This is a genomic window from Ruegeria meonggei (genome assembly GCF_042768335.1).
GTDB lineage: Bacteria > Pseudomonadota > Alphaproteobacteria > Rhodobacterales > Rhodobacteraceae > Ruegeria > Ruegeria meonggei.
The window spans coordinates 119,892-140,801 of the sequence record NZ_JAXHBT010000002.1; the positions used below are offsets into that span (position 1 = coordinate 119,892).

The 20,910-nt window shown below is 56.9% G+C and carries 16 protein-coding genes; 4 read left to right on the top strand and 12 right to left on the bottom strand.

The window, feature by feature from the left end; all coding sequences use genetic code 11:
* Positions 1-122: 122 nt before the first annotated feature.
* The gene (locus SJY13_RS20700) at positions 123-1,454 is read left to right on the top strand and encodes an MATE family efflux transporter (RefSeq protein WP_377193926.1); all 1,332 of its coding nucleotides are present in this window, start codon (positions 123-125) and stop codon (positions 1,452-1,454) included.
* 164 nt (positions 1,455-1,618) lie between these two features.
* On the opposite strand, the gene SJY13_RS20705 is transcribed toward SJY13_RS20700, so the two are convergent.
* Genes SJY13_RS20705 through SJY13_RS20715 form a run of 3 tightly spaced genes read right to left on the bottom strand, consistent with a single transcriptional unit; the run spans position 1,619 to position 5,581 of the window.
* Entirely contained in the window at positions 1,619-2,398 is a 780-nt protein-coding gene (locus tag SJY13_RS20705) for a carnitinyl-CoA dehydratase (protein WP_377193928.1), read from the bottom strand.
* Between the two features lie 3 nt (positions 2,399-2,401).
* A complete protein-coding gene (locus SJY13_RS20710; protein ID WP_377194624.1) occupies positions 2,402-4,411 on the bottom strand; it encodes an acetate--CoA ligase family protein in 2,010 nt (669 codons plus the stop codon).
* Positions 4,412-4,420: 9 nt separating this feature from the next.
* Complete coding sequence (locus tag SJY13_RS20715) at positions 4,421-5,581, bottom strand: acyl-CoA dehydrogenase family protein (RefSeq protein ID WP_377193930.1); 1,161 nt, start codon at positions 5,579-5,581, stop codon at positions 4,421-4,423.
* 99 nt (positions 5,582-5,680) lie between these two features.
* Here SJY13_RS20715 and SJY13_RS20720 point away from each other — a divergent pair, with 99 nt between their 5' ends.
* On the top strand, positions 5,681-6,598 hold the full coding sequence (locus SJY13_RS20720; protein WP_377193932.1) for a GlxA family transcriptional regulator: 918 nt from the start codon (positions 5,681-5,683) through the stop codon (positions 6,596-6,598).
* A gap of 123 nt (positions 6,599-6,721) precedes the next feature.
* Positions 6,722-7,756, top strand: a complete 1,035-nt coding sequence (locus SJY13_RS20725; RefSeq protein WP_377193934.1) for an NADP-dependent oxidoreductase — start codon at positions 6,722-6,724, stop codon at positions 7,754-7,756.
* 77 nt (positions 7,757-7,833) lie between these two features.
* Here the strand turns inward: SJY13_RS20725 and SJY13_RS20730 are convergent, their stop codons facing one another.
* The gene (locus SJY13_RS20730; RefSeq protein WP_377193936.1) at positions 7,834-11,736 is read right to left on the bottom strand and encodes an autotransporter domain-containing protein; all 3,903 of its coding nucleotides are present in this window, start codon (positions 11,734-11,736) and stop codon (positions 7,834-7,836) included.
* A gap of 274 nt (positions 11,737-12,010) precedes the next feature.
* Here SJY13_RS20730 and SJY13_RS20735 point away from each other — a divergent pair, with 274 nt between their 5' ends.
* Positions 12,011-14,098 (top strand): tetratricopeptide repeat-containing sulfotransferase family protein, encoded by a 2,088-nt coding sequence (locus SJY13_RS20735; RefSeq protein WP_377193938.1) that lies wholly within the window; start codon positions 12,011-12,013, stop codon positions 14,096-14,098.
* A 49-nt stretch (positions 14,099-14,147) separates the two neighbouring features.
* Here SJY13_RS20735 and SJY13_RS20740 read toward each other — a convergent pair whose 3' ends face one another.
* From SJY13_RS20740 to napF, 8 genes are read right to left on the bottom strand one after another with little or no spacing between them, the layout of a single operon-like run.
* On the bottom strand, positions 14,148-14,405 hold the full coding sequence (locus tag SJY13_RS20740) for a hypothetical protein (RefSeq protein WP_377193940.1): 258 nt from the start codon (positions 14,403-14,405) through the stop codon (positions 14,148-14,150).
* A gap of 13 nt (positions 14,406-14,418) precedes the next feature.
* Positions 14,419-15,120, bottom strand: coding sequence for a NapC/NirT family cytochrome c (locus tag SJY13_RS20745; RefSeq protein WP_377193942.1), 702 nt, complete (start codon positions 15,118-15,120; stop codon positions 14,419-14,421).
* Between the two features lie 29 nt (positions 15,121-15,149).
* Positions 15,150-15,587, bottom strand: coding sequence for a nitrate reductase cytochrome c-type subunit (locus tag SJY13_RS20750; protein ID WP_200818550.1), 438 nt, complete (start codon positions 15,585-15,587; stop codon positions 15,150-15,152).
* 12 nt (positions 15,588-15,599) lie between these two features.
* Positions 15,600-16,517 (bottom strand): quinol dehydrogenase ferredoxin subunit NapH, encoded by a 918-nt coding sequence (gene napH / locus SJY13_RS20755; RefSeq protein WP_377193944.1) that lies wholly within the window; start codon positions 16,515-16,517, stop codon positions 15,600-15,602.
* Positions 16,514-17,332, bottom strand: coding sequence for a ferredoxin-type protein NapG (napG, locus tag SJY13_RS20760; protein WP_377193946.1), 819 nt, complete (start codon positions 17,330-17,332; stop codon positions 16,514-16,516). The genes napH and napG overlap by 4 nt, the downstream gene beginning before the upstream one ends.
* 27 nt (positions 17,333-17,359) lie before the next feature.
* A complete protein-coding gene (napA, locus tag SJY13_RS20765) occupies positions 17,360-19,852 on the bottom strand; it encodes a nitrate reductase catalytic subunit NapA (RefSeq protein ID WP_377193948.1) in 2,493 nt (830 codons plus the stop codon).
* Positions 19,849-20,142 carry a chaperone NapD gene (locus SJY13_RS20770; RefSeq protein WP_377193950.1) on the bottom strand — a complete coding sequence of 98 codons (294 nt, stop codon included), beginning with the start codon at positions 20,140-20,142 and terminating at the stop codon, positions 19,849-19,851. The genes napA and SJY13_RS20770 overlap by 4 nt, the downstream gene beginning before the upstream one ends.
* A complete protein-coding gene (gene napF, locus SJY13_RS20775; protein ID WP_377193952.1) occupies positions 20,139-20,654 on the bottom strand; it encodes a ferredoxin-type protein NapF in 516 nt (171 codons plus the stop codon). The genes SJY13_RS20770 and napF overlap by 4 nt, the downstream gene beginning before the upstream one ends.
* Between the last annotated feature and the right edge of the window lie 256 nt (positions 20,655-20,910).

Here is a 20,910-nt window from a genome sequence, read left to right on the forward strand (position 1 = left end):
ACCGTCCCAATAAGGACCAAACTCATGGTTTCCACGTCGCAGGGCTGAACAGCCTTTTTTGAAGCGGAGCGATACCTCCACCACGCGATTTTGACGTCGGGCGCTGGCCCGACAGGTGAACCATGACTGACCTTACCTTTAACCCGCAGGCGTCGACACGCGCCGAATTCTGGCCGCTGATCCAGCTGGCCGTTCCCTTGATGGTGGGATTGGCGGCTGCCCTATTAATCGGCGTCGTTGACACTGTGATGATCTCTCCTCTGGGAACAGTGCCGCTTGCTGCTGCAGGCGTGACCACAGCCGTTTTGATCATTTTGATTTCCGCGCTCTGGGGCGTGATTACCGCGATTTCAGTGCAGATCAGCCAGGCCGAAGGCGCCCAGGATCCTGCGCGCGTTGCCCTTGCTTTACGCAGTGGGATGTTGATGTGCCTGCTGGGCGGTGGCGGCGGGGCGGCGCTGATGTGCGTACTGTTCCCCTTGCTGGGACCCTTGGGACAACCGCAAGAGGTTCTGGACATTCTCTTGCCCTACTGGATGTCGATGGCGATCTGGATCATCCCGTTTACTCTGTTTTTCGGCCTCAAAGCTCTGTTCGACGCAGTAGGGCGGCCCTGGACTGCGGTGGCATTGTCCTATCTTGGGGTGTTGATCAACGTGCCGGCCAATTACGCGTTTATCCATATCTTTGATCTGGGGATTCTGGGTGCGGGTTTGGCGAGTATCCTGTCGCAATGCGTTTCACTTGGGGCGGCCTGCCTTGTTCTGCTTTACACACCCGGGCTGGCAGCTTTTCGTCAGCGGGTCGCCGTGACCTGGACAGATGTCTGGGCACAAACCAAAGACGCGCTGCCACTTTGCATCGGCTATGCGGGCGAAGGTGGTGCCTATGCCGTCGTTGGCCTGATGATGGGCTGGTTGGGGGCCGAGGCACTGGCCGCGCATCAGATCGTCAACGCGCTGGCTGGGCTGGCCTATATGATACCACTTGGTATGGCAGGTGCTGCTTCAATCCGCGTCGGGTTGGCCGTTGGCGGAGGCAGCCGGTCGCGCCTGCGCCCGATCCTGAAAGCGTCATTTGTCATGGTGACCCTCTGGCAAGTCCTGGCTGCTGCCCTGTTCATTGCCGCCGGACGCTTGATGGCCGAGACGATGTCGAACGACCGGGCGGTAATTGATCTGGCGGCGACCTTGTTCATCGTTGTGGCGCTGTTGCAGGTGGCCGACGGGGTGCAGGGTACCGCCTTGGGGGCACTCAGGGGTATGTCCGACATGAACCTGCCAACTTTCATAACGCTTACCGCTTATTGGCCCCTGGCGCTGCCGGCAAGCTATGGGCTTGGGTTCGTTCTGGGCTATGGGGCGGTTGGGGTCTGGATCGGATACTTGCTGGGTCTTTTGGTGGCCGCGGTCGCACTTCCGGTACGGTTCTGGATGTTGACGAAAGAGCCATAGTTTGACTCCTATCCCCTAGTAGGAATCGCCTGGCGGAAGTGGTGCCGCCAGGAATGCGACCAACCCGACCTCCCTTGGGTTGGCCGCCACAGTTTTCTGACCAGACCCTTCCAGGATGCCGAAAGATACAATTGCAGTTATAGGTACATAACCTAAGACACCGTCTATTTACCTTTCCAGACGGGGTCGCGTTTCTCGGAAAAGGCGTGGGCACCTTCCAGTTGGTCTTCGCTTGCGTAAAGAGTATCAACACTGCGCAACTGGCGCTTGGTAATGCGGTTCATGGCATCCTGAAAATTACTGTCTTCGGCGTCCCGCACGATATCCTTGATTGCGGCATAAACCAGCGGAGGGCCCGAGGCCAGCAGACGGGCCAGTTCCCAAGCGCGGTCCATCAGTTGATCCGATGCGATGATCTCGTTGACCAAACCCCAGCGGTTGGCCTCGGTCGCGTCAAACCAGCGCCCGGTTAACAGCAACTCCATTGCGATGTGGTATGGGATGCGTTTGGGCAGTTTCACGCTGGCTGCATCAGCAACAGTGCCCGAGCGGATTTCCGGCAAGGCGAATGTAGCATGCTCGGCGGCCAGGATCATGTCGGCTGACAGGGCCAGTTCCAACCCACCACCACAAGCGATACCGTTGACGGCTGCGATGATCGGCTTGTTCATGTCGCGCAGTTCCTGCAGCCCGCCAAAGCCGCCAACACCGTAATCCCCATCGACGGCATCCCCGTCAGCGGCGGCTTTCAGATCCCAGCCTGGGCAAAAGAACTTCTCGCCTCCGCCGGTCAGAATGGCCACGCGCAGGTCCGGATCATCGCGGAAACCGGCAAAGACCTCTCCCATGATCCGGCTGGTGGCCAGGTCGATGGCGTTGGCCTTGGGCCGATCCAGCGTCACCTCAAGAATTGCCTCTTCACGGCGGGTTTTGATCGGGTCCATATCTCAGGCCTTTCTGATGAGGGCATCCACTGCGACAGCCGTATCTGGCGTGCAGAGGAGCGGATTGATTTCAACCTCGCCAAGCGTGTCGGCATTTTGCATGACATAGTCCTGAACGGCCTGAACAGCGCTGATAATCGCATCCATATCAGCCGCGGACTGGCCTCGATAGCCCGTCAAAAGGGGTGCGATGTTCAATGATCCAAGTGCGACGCGGATGTCATCGGCCGTGCTGGGCACCAGCAGGGACACGGTATCGCGCAATATCTCGGTCATCAAACCACCTGCGCCCAGTGTCAGGACAAACCCGTGCGCCAGGTCGCGAACCACACCGATTAGCAACTCGACCACGGGTCCGGTGATCATTTCTTCGATCAGAATTTCTTCGGTGCCGATGTCCCTGGCAACATCGGCGACGTCTGCAGCTGATACGCCCAGACGCACGGCCGCATGTTCGGATTTATGTGCCAACCCTACGCCTTTCACGGCGAACGGTGCTTGCAACTTTTGCACAGCGTTGCGCGCCTCGGCAGCGTCGCGAACGGTACGGTGTTGCGGAATAAGCAATCCACATTCCGCCAGGGCTTGCTTGGCTTGCGCCTCGGTTAAGGTTGTTGTGGCATCGACCTTGCCAGGTAAACAGATTGGGTCGGTGGCCGGCGCCGATATCTGCGTCGCCGCGCGTGTGGCGGATAGAGCCTCACGCAGGCCCATCAGCGGGACAACTCCGCCGGTCATCAACTCTTGCGCAACAGTGTCAGGCAGAAGCTCGGGCAGGGTGGCGGCAACGGCAAATCGCGCGCCCGTTTCAGCGCGCACTCTCAGCGCGGCCTGTGTGGCACAGGCCCAGTCCGCCGGGTCGGTGGTTGGGTAGTCAACGATCGAGACCGTCAGGTCGATATCGTCGCCGGTCATCCCGGACCACGCCCGGGCCATCGCCTCTTCGTCGCGCCAGATATAGGTGTGATAGTCCAAAGGGTTACTCAGCGCGACCATTGGCCCCAACGCATCTCGTAGACAGGCTTTCTTGTCTTTACTCAGGTTTGGAAAGTTCAGGCCAGTTCCAACCGCCATATCCGCGATCAAGCTGGCCTCACCCCCCGAACAGCTGATCGAGGCGATGCTGCCGCCCGGCAGCGGGCCATAGCAGTGCAACAGTTTCAGCGTTTCCAGAAACTCGGGCAAGGTCGACAGGCGCGGTATGCCTAAACGCGCCAGCAGCGCCTGCGCCCCGGCATCACTACCAGCCAAAGACGCGGTGTGGGATACAGTCGCCGCCCGCGCCTTTTCAGACGCGCCAACCTTTAAGGCGATCAACGGGATGCCTTTGTCATGAGCTTTGGCAGCCAGTGCCTCCCATTCGCGAATGTCCTTGAACCCTTCGACATGCAAGCCCACAGCTGTGACGCGCGGGTCATCGATCAGGGATGCGGCGATCTGAGCCTGACTGGTTTGCGCCATGTTTCCGCAGGTTACCATATAGGCAATCGGCAGACCTCGTTTTTGCATGGTCAGATTGATCGAGATATTCGAGCTTTGCGTCAGGATCGCAACGCCCTTGTCTACAGGCGTCGCCCCGTGTTGATCCGGCCATAACAATGCCCCGTCGAGCGCATTGATGAACCCATAGCAATTAGGCCCCAAAATCGGCATGTCACCAGCGGCTTTGATCAATTGATCCTGCAGCGCGCCGCCTGTGACATCCTCTGCCGTGGCCTCGGAAAAGCCCGAGGCAAAACACACCGCACCTCCGGCACCCATACGCGACAGAACCTGCGCCGCCTCAATCGTGGCATGACGATTGATGCCGATAAACACTGCATCGGGGGCTGCGGGCAGATCTTCAAGACGGGCATAGGCTTGATGCCCTGCCACTTCGTTCGCCTTCGGGTAAACCGGCCAGATTTGACCGGAATATCCCATACGCTCGGATTGCAGAACAACCTGTTGGCACCAGGCACCGCCGCCAATGACGGCAATGGAGTTCGGGCGAAGTAGCCGGGTCAGATCCATGGTCACGGCTTAGGCACCCAAGGGGCGCAGCAGATCGCGGCTGATGATATGGCGCTGGATTTCGCTGGTTCCGTCCCAAATCCGCTCAACCCGGGCATCGCGCCAGAACCGCTCGATCGGGAAATCGTCCATCAGCCCCATGCCGCCAAAGATCTGCAATGTTGTATCGGTGACCCGAGCCAGCATCTCTGAGGCGTAGAGTTTGGCCGAGGCGATCTCACGGTTGGCGGGCAGGGATTGATCCAAACGCCACGCAGCCGACAGGGTCAGCCAATCTGCCGCGTCGATCTCAGTGATCATGTCTGCGATCTGGAAACCAACCCCCTGGAACTTGCCGATGGGTTGACCAAATTGTTTTCGCTCGGCCGCATAATTCAAAGCGTAGTCAAAACAGCGACGGGCGCGCCCAACCGAGAAAGCCGCAACGGTCAGCCGGGTGGCGTAGAGCCATTCGTTCATCACCGCAAAGCCACCATCGACCTCGCCCAGAACCTGCGCATCGGGCAGGCGGCAATTGTCGAAGTAAAGGATGTAGTTCTTGTACCCCTTGTGGCTGACCGAATTATAACCTTCGCGCACTTCAAACCCCGGGGTGCCCCTATCCACCAGAAAAGTAGTGATGCGTTTCTTGGGGCCTTTCGGGGTCTCGTCTACCCCGGTTGCGATGAAAACGATGAAGAAATCCGCGTGTTCGGCCCCTGAAATAAAGTGCTTGGACCCGTTGACGACCCAGTCACCGCCATCCCGCACAGCCTGGCATTTCATCCCGCGCACGTCCGAGCCCGCATCTGGTTCGGTCATTGCCAGCGCGTCCATCCTTTCGCCGCGCACAGCGGGCAACAGATACCGCGCGCGCTGGTCTTCATTGCAGGCCATCAAGATATTCTGTGGGCGGCCAAAGAAATGGGTCAAAGCCATGGAGCCGCGACCCAGTTCCCGCTCAACCAGCGTAAAATCCAGATGAGACAGCCCTGCGCCACCGACCTCTTCGGGAAAGTTGCAGGCATAAAAGCCCAGATCGATGCATTTCTGTTTGATCTCTTCGCCCAATTCCGCCGGAACGGTGCCGGTGCGCTCAACCTTGGCCTCATGGGGGTAGATTTCGTTTTCGACAAAACTGCGAACAGTCGAAACGATCATGTCCTGTTCTTCCGACAAACCAAACTGCATGTCACATGTTCCTTGGATAGGTGATTGACGAAGGAAACGGCATTGCGCATCTTCTCGACATGCAGAGTTGATCAATGATCGTGCAGGTTTGGAAAAATTTTGACCCGCCAATACAATGTTTTGCTGTTTGATGGTTTCTCGAACCATTGCCTGGCCAACATGGTTGAACCCTTGCGCGCGGCGAATACGCTATCGCGACAAACATTGTACGCGTGGCGCTTTTGTTCGATAGACGGGCAGCCTGTCCACAGTTCCAGCGGCCTGGCGGTCACCCCGGACGGCGCTCTTGGCGATCTGAACGGCGATGTCCTGGTAGTCATGCCGTCTTATGGTTATCTGGCCCTGGACACGCGGCCTACCATCCGGACCCTGTTATCAGCGGCGTCCAAACACGCGCAACTGGCGGGTTTGGATACCGGAAGTTGGCTGTTGGCCTGTGCCGGGTTACTGGATGATCACCGGGCAACCATTCATTGGGATGAGCTGTCCCGCTTTGAAGAGGCGTTTCCAGCGGTAGAGGCTGTTCAGAAACGGTTTGTCATTGATGGCAACCGGCTGACCTGTTCGGGGGCGATGGCTGCGTTTGATCTGGCCTTGGCCCTTATACGGCGTGATCAGGGCCCGCTATTGTCGATGGAGGTTGCGCATCTGTTCATGAGCCGGGGCAGGGCGGATCAATATACGTTACCGCTGAAATCCGAAGATACGCTGGTGAACCGCGCCCTGAACGTCATGCAGAGCAATCTGGAAACGCCGCTGTCGATCACTGACCTCGCACGCAGGATTGGCTGCACGCAAAAAAGGATTGAGATGCGGGTTCAGGATGAGCTCAGGACTACGCCGCAAGCTTTGTATCGGCGGTTGCGTCTTAATCTGGCGCGAAAACTTTCTGAAGAGACAGAGCAATCCATCGCAGAAATCGCAGGCCGGTGTGGGTATGAAAACGCCAGCGCAATGACCCGTGCGTTCAAGGCGGAATTTGGCCAAACGCCGACTGAGTTCCGAAACCGGGCCTGATCCTTTGGGCAATGCACGGGATGGAAAACCGGTGGGGCTCTGACTATCTCAGTTGCAATCCGGCCAAGATGGGCGCACCAATTTGATCCCTGACATGGCACCAGCATTCAAAGGACACAACACATGCCGCAAACCTCTGAGATCAACCGCCAAATCGTCTTAAACGAACGCCCGAAAGGCGAGCCCGATGCCAACACCCTGCGCATAGCCACGACCGAGGTCCCTGTCCCCGGCGCGAATGAGATGCTGGTGCGCACAGTGTACCTGTCGCTGGACCCCTACATGCGCGGCCGCATGAACGACGCTAAATCATATGCCGAGCCGGTTTCGATTGGCGGCGTCATGACCGCTCAGGTCGTGGCTCAGGTTGTATCCTCCAATCTGGATGGCTTTGAGGCAGGGGATTATATTCTGTCCGGCAGCGGCTGGCAGGATTACGCGATTTCCGACGGGACCGAGGTGATGAACCTTGGGAAGTCGCCTGAAAACCCGTCCTGGGCATTGGGGATTCTGGGAATGCCGGGCTATACCGCCTATGCTGGTCTGCTGAAAATTGGTGAGCCCAAGCCGGGTGAAACCGTCGTCGTTGCCGCCGCTGCGGGGCCAGTTGGTGCGACTGTTGGCCAGATCGCAAAGCTCAAAGGGTGCCGGGTCGTTGGCATTGCAGGGGGTGCAGAGAAATGCGCGCATGTTGTCGAAAACCTTGGGTTTGACGCCTGTATCGACCACACGGCCGTTGATTTTGCAGACCAGTTGAAAGCCGCGTGTCCAGATGGGATTGACGTTTATTTTGAGAATGTTGGCGGCAAGGTCCTGTATGCCGTGCTTCCCTTGCTGAACCCGTTTGCCCGTATGCCTGTGTGTGGCATCGTGGCGTGGTACAACCTGCCGGGTCTGCCGGATGGGCCGGATATGGGACCAGCCATCATGGGCACCTTGCTGCGCATGAAAGTCAAGATGCAGGGCTTTATCATCTTCGACAACTTCACGCGCGAGGTATATGAAGAGTTCCGCCGCAATATGATGGGTTGGCTTCAGGACGGATCGATCAAATACAAAGAGCATATGGTCGACGGGCTGGAAAACGCCCCCGAAGCGTTTAACCAACTGCTTGGCGGCGGCAATTTCGGAAAAATGGTGGTCAACGTCGGCGTCTGAAGCCGCTGGTGATGTCCTAAAAAGACACCCCGGTTGGTTAACATACCGGGGTGTCTAAGATTTTTTGGTGGCTGGTCTTAGAACGACCAGCGCAACCCGGCCTGGAAGTTTGGACCCTGTGCGTCGTCACCAATTTCCTGTTCGGCATTCACTTCGAACAGCATGTCAGTGATAAGCTCATGTTCGTATCCGACCAGTACGCTGGCACCCGAGAAATCCGAGGTGGCAAAGGACAGCGACTGTGTGGTGGAGAACACAGTGACTGAGGCCTCGGTATCACCCAAATCGCGGCGCAGAACTCCGGACAACTGACCAACTAAAAGACCTCGATTACCCAGTGATTTTTCGGCCTCAACGCCCAGACGAGCCTCGATCACCTCGGTGGTACTGTCGCCGACGGTAGCATTGGCTGAGGACCCGGTTTCAGTATAACCTTCATCCTTCTGACGCGTATAACGCACGTCACCAAAGCCCAGCAGCCCAAATTCGTCTCCGACATCAAAGGCGCGCTCGACCCCAACATAGGCCGTCAACAAGGTGCTGTCGAAATCGGCATTTGCATCCTCACTGCCAGCGATCTGGCGCGACTTGTCGGTCGACAGCCAGCCATAACCCAGACCGGCTTCAATCGTGTATGATCCAATCTGACGACCCAAAGAGGCATCCAGATAGAAACCGTCCGTGTCGAAATCGGTTGTGTCCGTGTCTCCGTCCGAACGGAAGACACCCAAACCCAGCGCCAGGGCAAGGCCGTTGTCCAGCTGACCGGAATACCCGACACTGCCGTTGAACACAGTGACATCGGTATTGGTTTCGGTTACGTTTTCAAACCGGCGCGACGCTGCATCGATCATGACATAGGGGCGGAATGCACCGAATGTCAGGCCAGATACGCGCCCCGTGGTGGCACTGCGCGTGACCTGCGCCTGAGGAGCATATCGCAACGCTGAGGTCGAAGAGCCGACTACATGGCCGTAAAAGGCTGTGACCTCTGCGGAATTCAGCACATCAGCCCCATCAACGCTTGCATAGATCGGAGCTGCGCCACCTTCATCGTGCACGAACCAGCCCGACCGGCCATCGGATACTGTGGTGGTAAAGGTTCCTACACCCGGGGCGGCATCTTCGAATTCAAAGATTGAACTGCCCCCGACTGCGTCCAAATTGACGTTGTGATCCTGCACGCGAATTAGTCCGGTGACCTTGTCAGTGTTGACCACGTTGAGGGTGCCGGTGCCGGTGCCAAGGAAAATGGCGTATGCATCGCCAGTGTCAGAGCTTGCCGAAATCTCGCCGACATTCGTGATCACACCATCGAAGTTTTCGAAGTACAGACCATAAGCATTGGATTCCCCCGCACCGGACGCCGTGGCCGTGATCACACCGGTGTTCGAGAACGTGCCCTGCATGTCATCTGCCCAAACGCCAGCAGCAGTGCCTTGGAAAAAGTCGGTGTTATTGGTGATCCTTGCGGACGCCACCAGCGTACCAGTATTGGTGATACTTCCCGTAAACTCGTCGTCCAGATAGATCGCTTGGGCCTCTGCCTCTGTCGCACCGGTAGCAGATGCCGAAACAACATTGCTGTTGATGACCCTGCCAACAGATCCATTGCGAAGGTAAAGACCAACCGCTTCGGCCTCTTCTGTTTCCGAGGTGCTGATGGCTCTGATCACACCAGAATTCGACATCGTTCCGTCGAACTCTGTGATGTATGCGCCATATGCCGTTGCCGAAGCGCTGGTGTCGCCGCGGGCGGTAACCTGAATGGTACCGCTGTTGGTGATGTTGCCTGTTGTTTCACTGCTGCTGTATATCCCGTAGGCTTCGGCAGAACTGGTGTTGTCGGTGACAAGCACTGTGATAGAGCCCGTATTGGTGATGTTTCCATCCAGACCGCCAGAGATGTAGACGCCTGCGCCTGTGCCTTCGGTGTCTCCGTGTGCTGTGGCCGAGATCGAGCCGCTGTTGTGGATATTGCCGGTCATACCGCCGCTGACATACAGGCCATAGGCCTCGGCCTCGTCAGTCTGGTCGGTGGCCACTGCAGTCACGGTGCCGGAATTGTTGAAATCCCCTTCCAGCCCTCCGCGGATATAGAAACCTGCAACGGTTGCTGATGAATAGCCATCACCCTGGACAGATACAGTGCCACTGTTGGTGATGTTACCGACCATGCCGTCACGAACTTCCAGGCCAAAGGCTTCTGCCTCCTCGGTCTGGTCAGTTGCGATAGCTGTGATGGAGCCAGAGTTCGTAAAGTTGCCCTCCAATGAACCGCGCAGATAAAAACCTGCAACAGTTGCTGAAGTTTCTCCGTCACCTCTGACCAGGATGGTGCCGCTGTTGGTGATGTTGCCGACCATGTCGCCGCGCAATTCCAGAGCATAAGCTTCCACTTCTTCGGTCTGACTGGTCGCCTGGGCAATGATTGTACCGCTGTTATTGAAGTCACCGGTAAAATCGCCAGTGATTTCGAAGGTGGTCGCCGTGCCAGATGAATATCCATCCGCCTGCAAGGTGATCGTGCCGGTATTGATAATGTTACCGGTCATATCGCCACTGAGATCCAGCACGTAGGCATCGGCTTCATCATCATCCAGATCGGTTGCCTGTGCCGTGATTGTGCCGCTGTTTATAAAGTTCCCAGTCAGGTCACCGTTAATGTCGAACACCGTGGCCGTTGCGGACTCTACTCCGTCTGCTTGCAAACTAATACTGCCGCTGTTGGTGATGTTGCCATTCAAATCGCCACTGACATACAAACCCAGTGCCTCGGCTTCTTCATCAGTCGAGTTCGCAATCAGAGAGATGGTTCCCGAGTTGTCGAAGTCACCGGTCAAATCGCCGGAAAGGTAATAGGCCGAGGCCGAAGCTGAATCGGTCGCCTCTCCACGTGCGATGATGGTTCCGGTGTTGGTGATATTGCCGGTTGTGTCGCCCTCAATGTAAACTGCTGCACCATCAGCACTTCCGGATGCAGCGTTTGCAATGGCGGTTATCGTCCCGCTGTTGGTCAGGTCACCGTTCAAATCGTCTTCCAGGTGGAATGCCCAGGCAGTCGCCGACGTCAGACCAGAGGCGTTGACCGAAACGTTTCCAGTGTTGCTGATGTTGCTGTTTGCAACGCCCTGCACCCGAACGCCAACGGCTTCGGCAAGGCTGTCATTTTGATCCGCCGCCGCGTGAAGGGTTCCAGAATTGGTCAGGTCCCCGTTCATGTCGCCAGTCACAAATAGACTTACCGCCGCGGCCGTCGTTGCATCACCAGCAATCGCACGAATTGTGCCATTGTTGATCATGTCGGCGTTCGCGTCGCCCACAAAGAGCAACCCAAAAGCGGACGCCTGGCTTGAGCCGGACCCATCGGCAATCGCCGTGATCGTGCCCGAGTTGAAAACCGATCCCGTTGAAGCGGTGCCATTTGTGAACACGGCGCCCAGTGCGCTTGCGTTGCCGACAGAAGCTGATGTCGCTCTGGCCGTTACTGTGCCAGTGTTAATGAAATCACCACCAAAGTTTCCGCCCATCAGGAAGCCCAAAGCGGCGCCGAATGCTGACGTGTCCACTCGAATATCGATTGTGCCGTTGTTGACGATTTGCCCCGATGCGGACAGGTTGCCGTTCAACAATACACCGAACCCTAAACCACTGGCTGCCGATGGCCCTGAGATGGTACCATTGTTTGTGAACCGGCTTGTGTAGTCAGTATCGATGACAACCGCCGGACCACCTGATGTGGTCAGATTCACTGCACCTGTGGCCGTGATAGTGTTGTTTTCATCGACCGAAAACACCTGCCGTGTGTTCTGGGGGGTCGAAACAACTTCGGCTGAAGCAATACCAACGGACAAAGCTGCCACAGATACTGAGGCCAGGAAAACTGAGGGCGCAACGCTTGCTACCCGACCTTTCCATTTGACCATACGACCACCGCGCACTGCACATTCACGTGCGTGCTGAACTACGCCACCACTCATTTTCGAAAGTCCCTCCCAAAGGATATAACTTGTTAACGATTTTTCAGGCCTGCTACCTAGGAGCGAAGCTGGGCGCAAATGTGACATTGTTATAAAACTGCCGAATATATTGTTGTATGGCATTAGGATCACACAATATATCGTATTGATACTTGCGGTTTTCGCCGGTACAGCGGATGGACGGCTGGGCAAGAATGCTCTACGAAACACAGATCAGCGTTAAGAATAAGGCAAGCTCAGGCCATGTCTGCGTTGACCCGTAGGAGGCAAATTCATGACGACGCAGCAGCAGATTTCGGTACAGGACGCATTCGCTCAGGCGATGGCGCAGTATGAAAATGGGCAGCTGCAAAAGGCAGTCGCGGTGTTTTCGGAAATCGTTAAAGTTGCGCCGCAGCACGCACAAACGCATCATATGCTGGGTCTGATTGCCTTTCAGATCGGGCAAATCGAGCCGGCTGTCAAAGCGGTTGGCCGGGCGGTGCAACTGCAGCCCGAAAACGTACATTTTCTAACCAACTACACTGAGATTCTGCGCAGCTCCGGGCAATTGGAACAGGCCCGCGCCGCGGGAGAACGTGCGGTTCGACTGGCCCCGGGTCATGCGGCTGCGCATTCCAATCTGGGCCTTGTTCATTACGACCTGAACGATCTTGAACAAGCGCGCATTGCACAGGAACGGGCGCTGGCATTGGCACCCGATTTTGACAGGGCTCTCAACAATCTGGGCAGTATCGCGCGCGATGAAGGGGATCGCGACACGGCTGCCCGCTATTACCAGCGCGCGCTGCGGATCAACCCAGGTTCTTCCGAAACTGCCAATAATCTGATCTCGGTTCTGATCGAGGCTGAAGATATCCCGTCTGCTCACTCAACAGCCGAGAGCTTTGCCAAACACGCGCCGCGTGACGCGGAATTACATCGAAATTTCGGTCGTATTTTCATGTTGGAAAACGATCTGGACAAGGCAGAAAACGCGTTTCGCAATGCCATCTCTTTGAACGATAAAAAGGCCGAAAGCTATGTTGGCCTGTCGCAGGTATTGTTTGAAAAAAACCATCCCAAACTGGCTGTGATCGAGGCTGAGCAGGCTTTGCGCCTGGATCCAGAGAATGCCTCGGCTTGTCACCAAATGGCATTGATCAAGGCGCATCTGGGCAAAGCGGAAACGGCAAAGGATCTGTTTCGCAAGGCGATCGACCTCAAGCCCAAGCTCAGCGCCAGCAGGCTGGCCCTAGGACATCTTGCCATTGAACAGGCCGAATTCGACACGGCGCGCCAGCTGTTCGAAGAGGCCGCATCATGCGCCGAAGACCCACTGAGCGCGCAAATTGCGTTGGCCCGCCTGGAAAAGGTCACCGAGGACAGCCCTGTGTTTCAGGCGCTTGAAGCGGCATTGCCCACCGCCCCAACCATGCTGCCGCAAAAGGCGGTCTCATATCACTATGCGATGGGTGAATCCTATGAAAAGCTCAAACGTTATGATGAGGCATTCGCTCAGTTCAAAAATGGCGCGGCGCTGAAACGATCGCAGATCGCCTATGATCCGGCTGACACCGATACGCTAACGGATGACCTGATCACGACCTTCGACGCACGGAAAATATCGGACCTGCGCCAAAGCGCGATCACAAGCCTCAAGCCAATATTTGTGGTGGGCATGCCAAGGTCAGGTACCACACTGACCGAATCCATTCTGGATGCCCATCCAGACGTGTTCGGTGCCGGGGAACTGAACGATCTGCAGAACCTGTTTGGTCATCTCGACGACGGCCGTTCTAACGTGCCACGCGCCATGGCCTCTATGTCAGCCGAGCAACTGACCCGTCGCGCGGAGGATTATGTGGATTTGCTGTCCGCTCATGCAGCAGATGCGCTTCGGGTGGTGGACAAGATGCCCGCCAATTTTCAGTTGATCGGGCTGATCCACGGTCTGATGCCAAATGCCCGTATTATCCATGTTGCGCGCGATCCGCTCGACATATGCTTGTCCTGCTATACGCGGTTGTTCGAACGCAGCCAGTTGCACAGCTATGACCAGATCGAGCTGGGACGGTATTACAACAACTACGTCCGGATGATGAAACACTGGCAAGCCACGCTGCCTCAGGGCGCGTTCCATACGGTCCGGTATGAGGCGTTGGTCGATGATATCGACACCGTTGCGCGTGGGATGATCGACTATTGCGGTTTGGAGTGGGACGAGACCTGCCTTGATTTCTATTCGGGCAAGCGTCGGGTGCGAACGGCCAGCGTTCAACAAGTGCGCCAGCCGCTCTATGCGTCGTCAAAGCAAAAGTGGCGTCGGTATGAACGTCACTTGCAACCGTTGATCGACACGATTGGCAACAACCGGATTTAGTCCAACCGCAGAATGGCCGCGATCGTTTAGTTCCGCGCTATAAGAGACATTAGACGGTTGCACCTTTGATGCGAATTGCAGAACCCAGTGTCCCGGCGCACAAACCCACAACAACGGCAATCAACAACTCGATCGTTGCGACATTGGCAAAATCCCAATGGGCAAACAGCAGCGTCTCAACAATGCCCACCAGACCGCCCATCAAGGCCCCCAGCCATACGCGACGCGTCATCATACCCAGCGCCAGGCCCAGAATACCTGGTAAGCCGATGATGTTGCCTCCGATTGTTCCTAAAAGTTCCAGCATATCTTGCCCCTTTTCAATCCGACTGTGTGGTCAGATATGACCGGATTTCAGTGCTGCCATCCGCCACCTGTTGCTGCAGTTTTCCGGTGGATTCGCTGGCCAGAGTTTCGGTGATTTTCTGGTATTCCTCCTGATATCCCTGCGGCAAGCTATGCGCGATGCCTTGGTGACAATCGATGCAGGTCATGTTGTTGTCGATGGCGCGCTGGTGTTCCGAGGCCGCCCGCGCTTCTTGGATGGTAAAATCCATATAATCGAAGTTGTGGCAGTTGCGGCATTCACGGCTGTCAGACGCTTTCATTTTCTTCCAGACCGCCGAGGCCATAGCCAGACGGTGTTCCTCGTACTTCTCCGGCGTGCTGATGGTCCCCGCAAGCTCGTGATACACATCCTTAACAGCCATGATCTTGGCCTTGATTTTATGGTTCCATTCATGCGGAACGTGGCAGTCAGAGCAGATCGCGCGCACACCGGAATGGTTGTTATAGTGGATCGTCTCGCGATACTCACCCAGGTTGGTTTCCATGGTGTGACATGAAGTACAGAATTCCTCGGTATTGGTCAGTTCCAATGTCCAATGGAACCCACCCCAGAACAGAATACCGGCCAGAAACCCGGCGAGGATCAGAAAGCCCGAGCTGAACATAACAGCCGGGGTCCAGATCGCGTTCCAGAGGCGGCGGATCCAACCGCGGTTTTCGGGGGAGTCTGCCATCTTGGTGCTCCTTTCAGGCATGCGTTGGATTAATTGCCGGACGAGGGTTCAAACACGTTGTCGACCAACGCAGGCGCATCTGCCTGAGGCACGTGGCACTGGTTGCAGAAATAACGGGTCCCGGCGATGTGATCCAACTCATTGCCGTCACGATCCAGATAATGGGTCATCGACAGGGTCGGCGCATTGCGTTCCCCGGCTTTGGTCCAGTCATGGCAGGACAGGCATTGATTGGTGCGCACGTCAATCTGGTATTGCTCGATCGAGTGGGGGACAAGCGGTGGTTGCTGGCGATAGTTGCGCTGCATCCGTCCTTCCACGTTCTTGTGAATCTGGTCCAACGGAATGGGTTCATCCACCTCGGCGCCACGCAGGGTTTGCACCGGCGCGGATTGCGCAAGGACGAACCCGCTCAGGAATATAACGGGGATCAGGGCGACGACACCTGTCAGGATTGGCTTGTTCATCTCGGCACTCCCTTAAATAGGTCTGGCTACGCGCGGTTCAGGCGCGGGAACTGGATCGGAAGGTGCGGCGACTTGGTCGTCGAACCGGTGAGTAAATTTGAAGACATCAACTGCACAGACATCGATACAGCGACCGCAGTTTGAGCAGTCGGTTGACAGGATCAGCGGCGTGGAACCCGGCTTGCCTTTCAGCGCGGGCGAAATGATGTGGTTTTCGGGGCAGACGGCGTAGCAATCCATGCAATCGTCACAGGCCGAGCGGTTAACCGCGCTGACCCGCAACAGGCTTTTGGTGCCGATCAGGCCATAAAACGCACCAACCGGGCATATGCGGCCACACCAGCCATGGCGGGCGACAAACACATCAAAGACAAAGATCGCAACGACCATGGCCCAGGCAAAACCGGCCCCAAAAGTCAGGCCGCGATGCAACATGGTGATTGGGTTGATAATCTCCCATGCGATCACGCCGGTGAGGCCCGAGACGATCAGCGCGGTGGCCAATATCCACAACCGCGTGCGCCGTTTAGGTTGCCAACCTTTCGGCAAATCCAATCGCCTGTGCAGCCAGTTTGCCGCGTCGGTCACCGGGTTGATCGGACAGACCCAAGAACAATAGACGCGGCCCCCGACCAGCGCATAGGCCACCACGACGATCAAGCCGCCAATCAAAGCGGTCAGCGCCGGCCAATGCCCGGCGATCATGCTTTGCAACATGATGAATGGGTCCGTCAACGGCAGTACACCCAGGGTCTGCGATCCTGCCAAGGTACCTTTAACGACCCAGATTCCGAACCAGGGTCCCAACAGGAACAGGACCAGAAAGAACAGCTGACTGATACGGCGCAGTATCAGGTATTTATGCGCGCCGACCCAGCCTTTGACCGCCACGGCCTCTTGGCCTATTGGCATATGTGCGCGGGTGGTCATTGTCCCACCCCTGGAAGATCATAGGCGGGTTCAAAACCACCCGGTGCGATCAGGTTGTCGACCCCCGGGCCGGGCAGACGGTCGGGTAGGTCGATTATGCCTTCGACAACCGGCGCGCCCTTGGCATCTTTTTCTTCCCATCCTTTGCGGTAATGATCCGCGCTGCTGCCGCGCGCAAGACGGGCCGGCAATACCTTGATTGCGGCTTCAGGCAGAACACAGCTTTTTTCGCACATGCCACAGCCGGTGCAGCGGTCGGCATGTACGGTTGGGATAAACATCGCGTGGTGACCCGAGCGGGCGTTATGCGCCGTTTCCAGCGTGATCGCTTCGTCTATCACCGGGCAGACACGGTAACAAACGTCACACCGCAAGCCCAAGAAGTTCAGGCAGTTTTCCTGATCGACCAGAACCGCGACGCCCATTTTGGCATCGTCAATGTCATCCAACGTGGGATCAAGCGCACCGGTCGGGCAGGCGGCAACACAAGGGATATCGTCGCACATTTCGCAAGGCACATCGCGAGCGGTGAAATAGGGCGTGCCCGTCGCCCCAGCATCCGACCCAAGTTCGGCCAGTTTCAAGGTATCATAGGGGCAGTCTCGCACACACAGCCCGCAGCGAATGCAGGCCGATAGGAACTCCCGCTCTGGCAACGCGCCGGGGGGGCGCAATGCCTCGGCCGGCAATGCAAGGGCGTCGCGGGCCAGCCATGCCAGCAGTGATCCGGCGACCACACAGCCACCTGCCGTACGCGCCGTATCCTGAAGGAAGCGGCGACGTTTCGGCGAAAGGGGTGTTTCGGCGAGGGGCATGGGGATTACCTTTGCGATCCGTGCCGATTACGCGCGCTCGACCTTACAGGCGCATTTCTTGTAGTCGGTTTCCTTCGACAGCGGACAGGTTGCGTCCAGCGTCAGCTTGTTGGTCAACTGGTGTTCATCAAACCACGGCATAAAGACCAAGCCGCGCGGCACCTTGTTGCGGCCCCGGGTTTCAACCCGACTGGTGACCTCGCCCCGGCGGGTCGAGAGCACAATTTCCTGCCCGCGACGCAGTCCCCGATCCTTGGCGTCCTGCGGATGCATGTACACCACAGCCGAGGGAAAGGCGCGGTGCAGTTCTGGCACCCTGCGCGTCATCGAGCCTGAATGCCAATGTTCCAGCACGCGACCGGTAGACAACCACAGGTCATATTCTTCATCTGGCTCCTCAGCGGCGGGTTCATAGGGGGCAAAGATGATCTTGGCTTTGCCGTCCTTATGACCGTAGAATTTTACATCTGCGCCTTCCGGCACATAAGGATCGTACCCTTCGCGGAAGCGGTAAAGGGTTTCTTGCCCGTCCACGACTGGCCAGCGCAATCCACGCGCCTGATGATAGGTTTCGAACGGTGCAAGGTCATGCGCGTGGCCACGGCCAAATTCAGCATATTCCTCAAACAGGCCTTTCTGGACGTAGAACCCAAAATGCTCGGATTCGTCGTTGTCAAAGCCTTCCGCAGTTTCGGCTAGGGGGTACTTGTCCACCGATCCGTTGGCGTAAAGCACATCATACATAGTCTTGCCGCGGTGTTCGGGCATCTTGGCCAGCAGCTCTTCATCCCAGACCTCTTCAACGGTGAAGCGTTTCGAAAACTCCATCAACTGCCACAGGTCAGATTTTGCTTCTCCTGGCGCTTTCACCTGCTGGCGCCAGAACTGCGTACGGCGTTCCGCGTTGCCATAGGCACCTTCTTTTTCGACCCACATGGCGGTGGGCAGGATCAAATCGGCAGAGACAGCCGTGACTGTTGGATAAGGGTCAGAGACTGCGATGAAGTTTTCCGGGTTGCGATAACCCGGGTAACCTTCCTCGTTGATATTGGGTGCCGCCTGCATGTTGTTGTTGCACTGTACCCAATAGGCATTCAGTTCACCATCCTTCAGCTTCCGGTGCTGCAAGACAGCATGGAACCCGGGCTTAGGTGGAATAGTGCCTGCCGGGATGTTCCAGGCGGCTTCGCAAATCTGACGGTGTTCGTCATTTGCCACCACCATGTCAGCAGGCAGCCGGTGTGCGAACGTGCCCACCTCACGCGCGGTTCCACAGGCCGAGGGCTGACCGGTCAGCGAGAAAGGCGAGTTGCCGGGTTCTGAGATCTTACCAACCAGCAGGTGTACATTATACATCAGCGAATTCACCCACGATCCGCGGGTGTGCTGGTTGAAGCCCATGGTCCACAAGCTCATCACTTTGCGGTTCGGGTCTGCATATTGTTGCGCCAGCTTCTCAAGTTTATCGGCGGGCACGCCAGACAGCTCGGCTGTGTATTCCAACGAATAAGGCGCGACCGCCTCGGCGTATTCTTCAAAGCTGATAGTCTCGAGCTTGCCCGAGTTTGGGTTCTCTGCATCTTGCTGCAGCGCGTTTGTATCGCGCAGACCATAACCGATATCGGTGGCGGTCTTGGTGATGTTGACGTGTTTGTTGACAAACTCTTCGTTAACCGCGCCGTTCTGAATGATGTAATTGGCGATGTAATTCAGGATCGCCAGATCGGTCTGCGGGTTAAACACTAGGCCATTATCAGCAAGCTCGAACGAGCGATGTTCGAATGTCGACAGAACATGCACTTCGCATCCCGGCTTGGTCAGGCGCGTGTCGGTCAGGCGCGACCACAGGATCGGGTGCATTTCGGCCATGTTCGATCCCCACAGCACGAAAGTATCCGCGTGTTCCAAATCGTCATAGCAACCCATTGGCTCGTCAATTCCGAAGGTACGCATAAAGCCCACGACCGCGGAGGCCATACAGTGCCGCGCGTTGGGGTCGATATTGTTGGACCGGAACCCGGCTTTCATCAATTTCGAGGCAGCATAGCCTTCCCAAACCGTCCACTGGCCTGACCCGAACATGCCGACACTGGTCGGGCCCTTCTTGGCCAGCGCCTCCTTCCACTTGGTGGCCATGACGTCAAAGGCTTCGTCCCAACTGACCGGCTCAAACTCACCGTTCTTGTCATATTCGCCGTTGGTCTTGCGCAGCAATGGGGTGGTCAGGCGATCCTTGCCATACATGATCTTGGACAGGAAATAGCCCTTAATGCAGTTTAGTCCGCGATTGACCGGCGCGTCAGGATCGCCCTGAGTGGCGACGACACGCCCGTCCTTAGTGCCGACCAGCACAGAGCAGCCGGTGCCACAGAATTGGCAGGCAGCCTTGTCCCAGCGAATGTCTGGGGCACCAGCCTGCGCGTTGGCTTGACCGGTGGCCAGAGGAATACCTGCGGCAGAGGCCGTCGCTGCGGCCGCTGAGGCCTTGAGGAATGTCCGACGAGATTCTGATATAGTCATAGCGTGGGCCTCCGGCTGGTGGTTTGGCTTGGGGCATCGGGGTGCGGATGGCTGTCCGCAATGTCCTCGAAATGGTGGTACGTCAGCGTCAGAGAAATCACCCCGGGGATCTGGTGCAGGTCCATGATGATCTCGGACGCAAGGCGTGTCGGCGTGTCTTCGACAACAATTACAAAACGGCCATCTTCGGCCTCGGCGTGAATTTCGACACCGGCGGTGTCTTTCATTGCCTCGGACGCCGCCAGTGTGTGCGCTTGCGCGATATGTAAAAGGCATCCGCAGATATTCATTGGCTGACTTCCGTTTGAGATATGGTTTGGCGTTTCAATGTGACGGCATTGACCGGGCAGGACACCGTACACGACCCACAACCAGTGCAGGCGTCGAGGTCTAAAGATGGATCCGCGCGGCCACCCAGTTGCAGCCTGAAGCTGATGGCGTTTTGTTCGCAATTGTCCTGACACACCCGACAGCTGACGCCATTGGTAGACAGGCAGGACACAGCCTCGACCGACGCGCGCCACGGCCAGTCTTGCAGGCGTTCTATGTCCAGGGCATCCGTGGGACAGGATTGGGCGCAACTCCCACAAAAAGTGCAGGGACCCTCGGTGGGTTGAAACACCGGATACCCATCCTGACCAATGGCAATCACACTTTCGGGGCAAGCTTCGACACAGTCGCCACACTTACTGCATTGATCTGAAAAGCCAGGCACAACCGAACCCGGAGGTCGAACAATGTTACTGTTCTCCCGGAATGCTGCTGCGCCTAAAAACGCGCGTCGGCTAGTCAGTTGGCTCATATCGCTTTGACCTGGCTACCTTTGATTCCTTTTGTGAGCTTACTGCATAACCGGTCACAAGCTGACGCATTTTGATCCAGATCATGAATGGAGGACTTATCTTTAGTCCAATTGAAGACTTACGCGGCTGATGTCGCGCGCCGGCTCAAGTGGTAATCACGGTTCAAACTATCCGGAAACGAAAGCTAGGTTGGCGGCGCGGGTGTTACATTTGGCCGCTACTGCAAGACACAGCGCAGAAATTGAGTATCACTTC

Bases quoted from the DNA above. Each gene is read 5' to 3' on its own strand.
- SJY13_RS20750 (WP_200818550.1), bottom strand. From the start codon at position 15,587: ATGAACAAGCCAATCCTGACAGGTGTCGTCGCCCTGATCCCCGTTATA.
- SJY13_RS20740 (WP_377193940.1), bottom strand. From the start codon at position 14,405: ATGCTGGAACTTTTAGGAACAATCGGAGGCAACATCATCGGCTTACCA.
- SJY13_RS20735 (WP_377193938.1), top strand. From the start codon at position 12,011: ATGACGACGCAGCAGCAGATTTCGGTACAGGACGCATTCGCTCAGGCG.
- SJY13_RS20705 (WP_377193928.1), bottom strand. From the start codon at position 2,398: ATGGACCCGATCAAAACCCGCCGTGAAGAGGCAATTCTTGAGGTGACG.
- SJY13_RS20745 (WP_377193942.1), bottom strand. From the start codon at position 15,120: ATGGCAGACTCCCCCGAAAACCGCGGTTGGATCCGCCGCCTCTGGAAC.
- SJY13_RS20700 (WP_377193926.1), top strand. From the start codon at position 123: ATGACTGACCTTACCTTTAACCCGCAGGCGTCGACACGCGCCGAATTC.
- napA (WP_377193948.1), bottom strand. From the start codon at position 19,852: ATGACTATATCAGAATCTCGTCGGACATTCCTCAAGGCCTCAGCGGCC.
- napH (WP_377193944.1), bottom strand. From the start codon at position 16,517: ATGACCACCCGCGCACATATGCCAATAGGCCAAGAGGCCGTGGCGGTC.
- SJY13_RS20710 (WP_377194624.1), bottom strand. From the start codon at position 4,411: ATGGATCTGACCCGGCTACTTCGCCCGAACTCCATTGCCGTCATTGGC.
- SJY13_RS20770 (WP_377193950.1), bottom strand. From the start codon at position 20,142: ATGAATATCTGCGGATGCCTTTTACATATCGCGCAAGCGCACACACTG.
- SJY13_RS20725 (WP_377193934.1), top strand. From the start codon at position 6,722: ATGCCGCAAACCTCTGAGATCAACCGCCAAATCGTCTTAAACGAACGC.
- SJY13_RS20715 (WP_377193930.1), bottom strand. From the start codon at position 5,581: ATGCAGTTTGGTTTGTCGGAAGAACAGGACATGATCGTTTCGACTGTT.
- napG (WP_377193946.1), bottom strand. From the start codon at position 17,332: ATGCCCCTCGCCGAAACACCCCTTTCGCCGAAACGTCGCCGCTTCCTT.
- SJY13_RS20730 (WP_377193936.1), bottom strand. From the start codon at position 11,736: ATGAGTGGTGGCGTAGTTCAGCACGCACGTGAATGTGCAGTGCGCGGT.
- napF (WP_377193952.1), bottom strand. From the start codon at position 20,654: ATGAGCCAACTGACTAGCCGACGCGCGTTTTTAGGCGCAGCAGCATTC.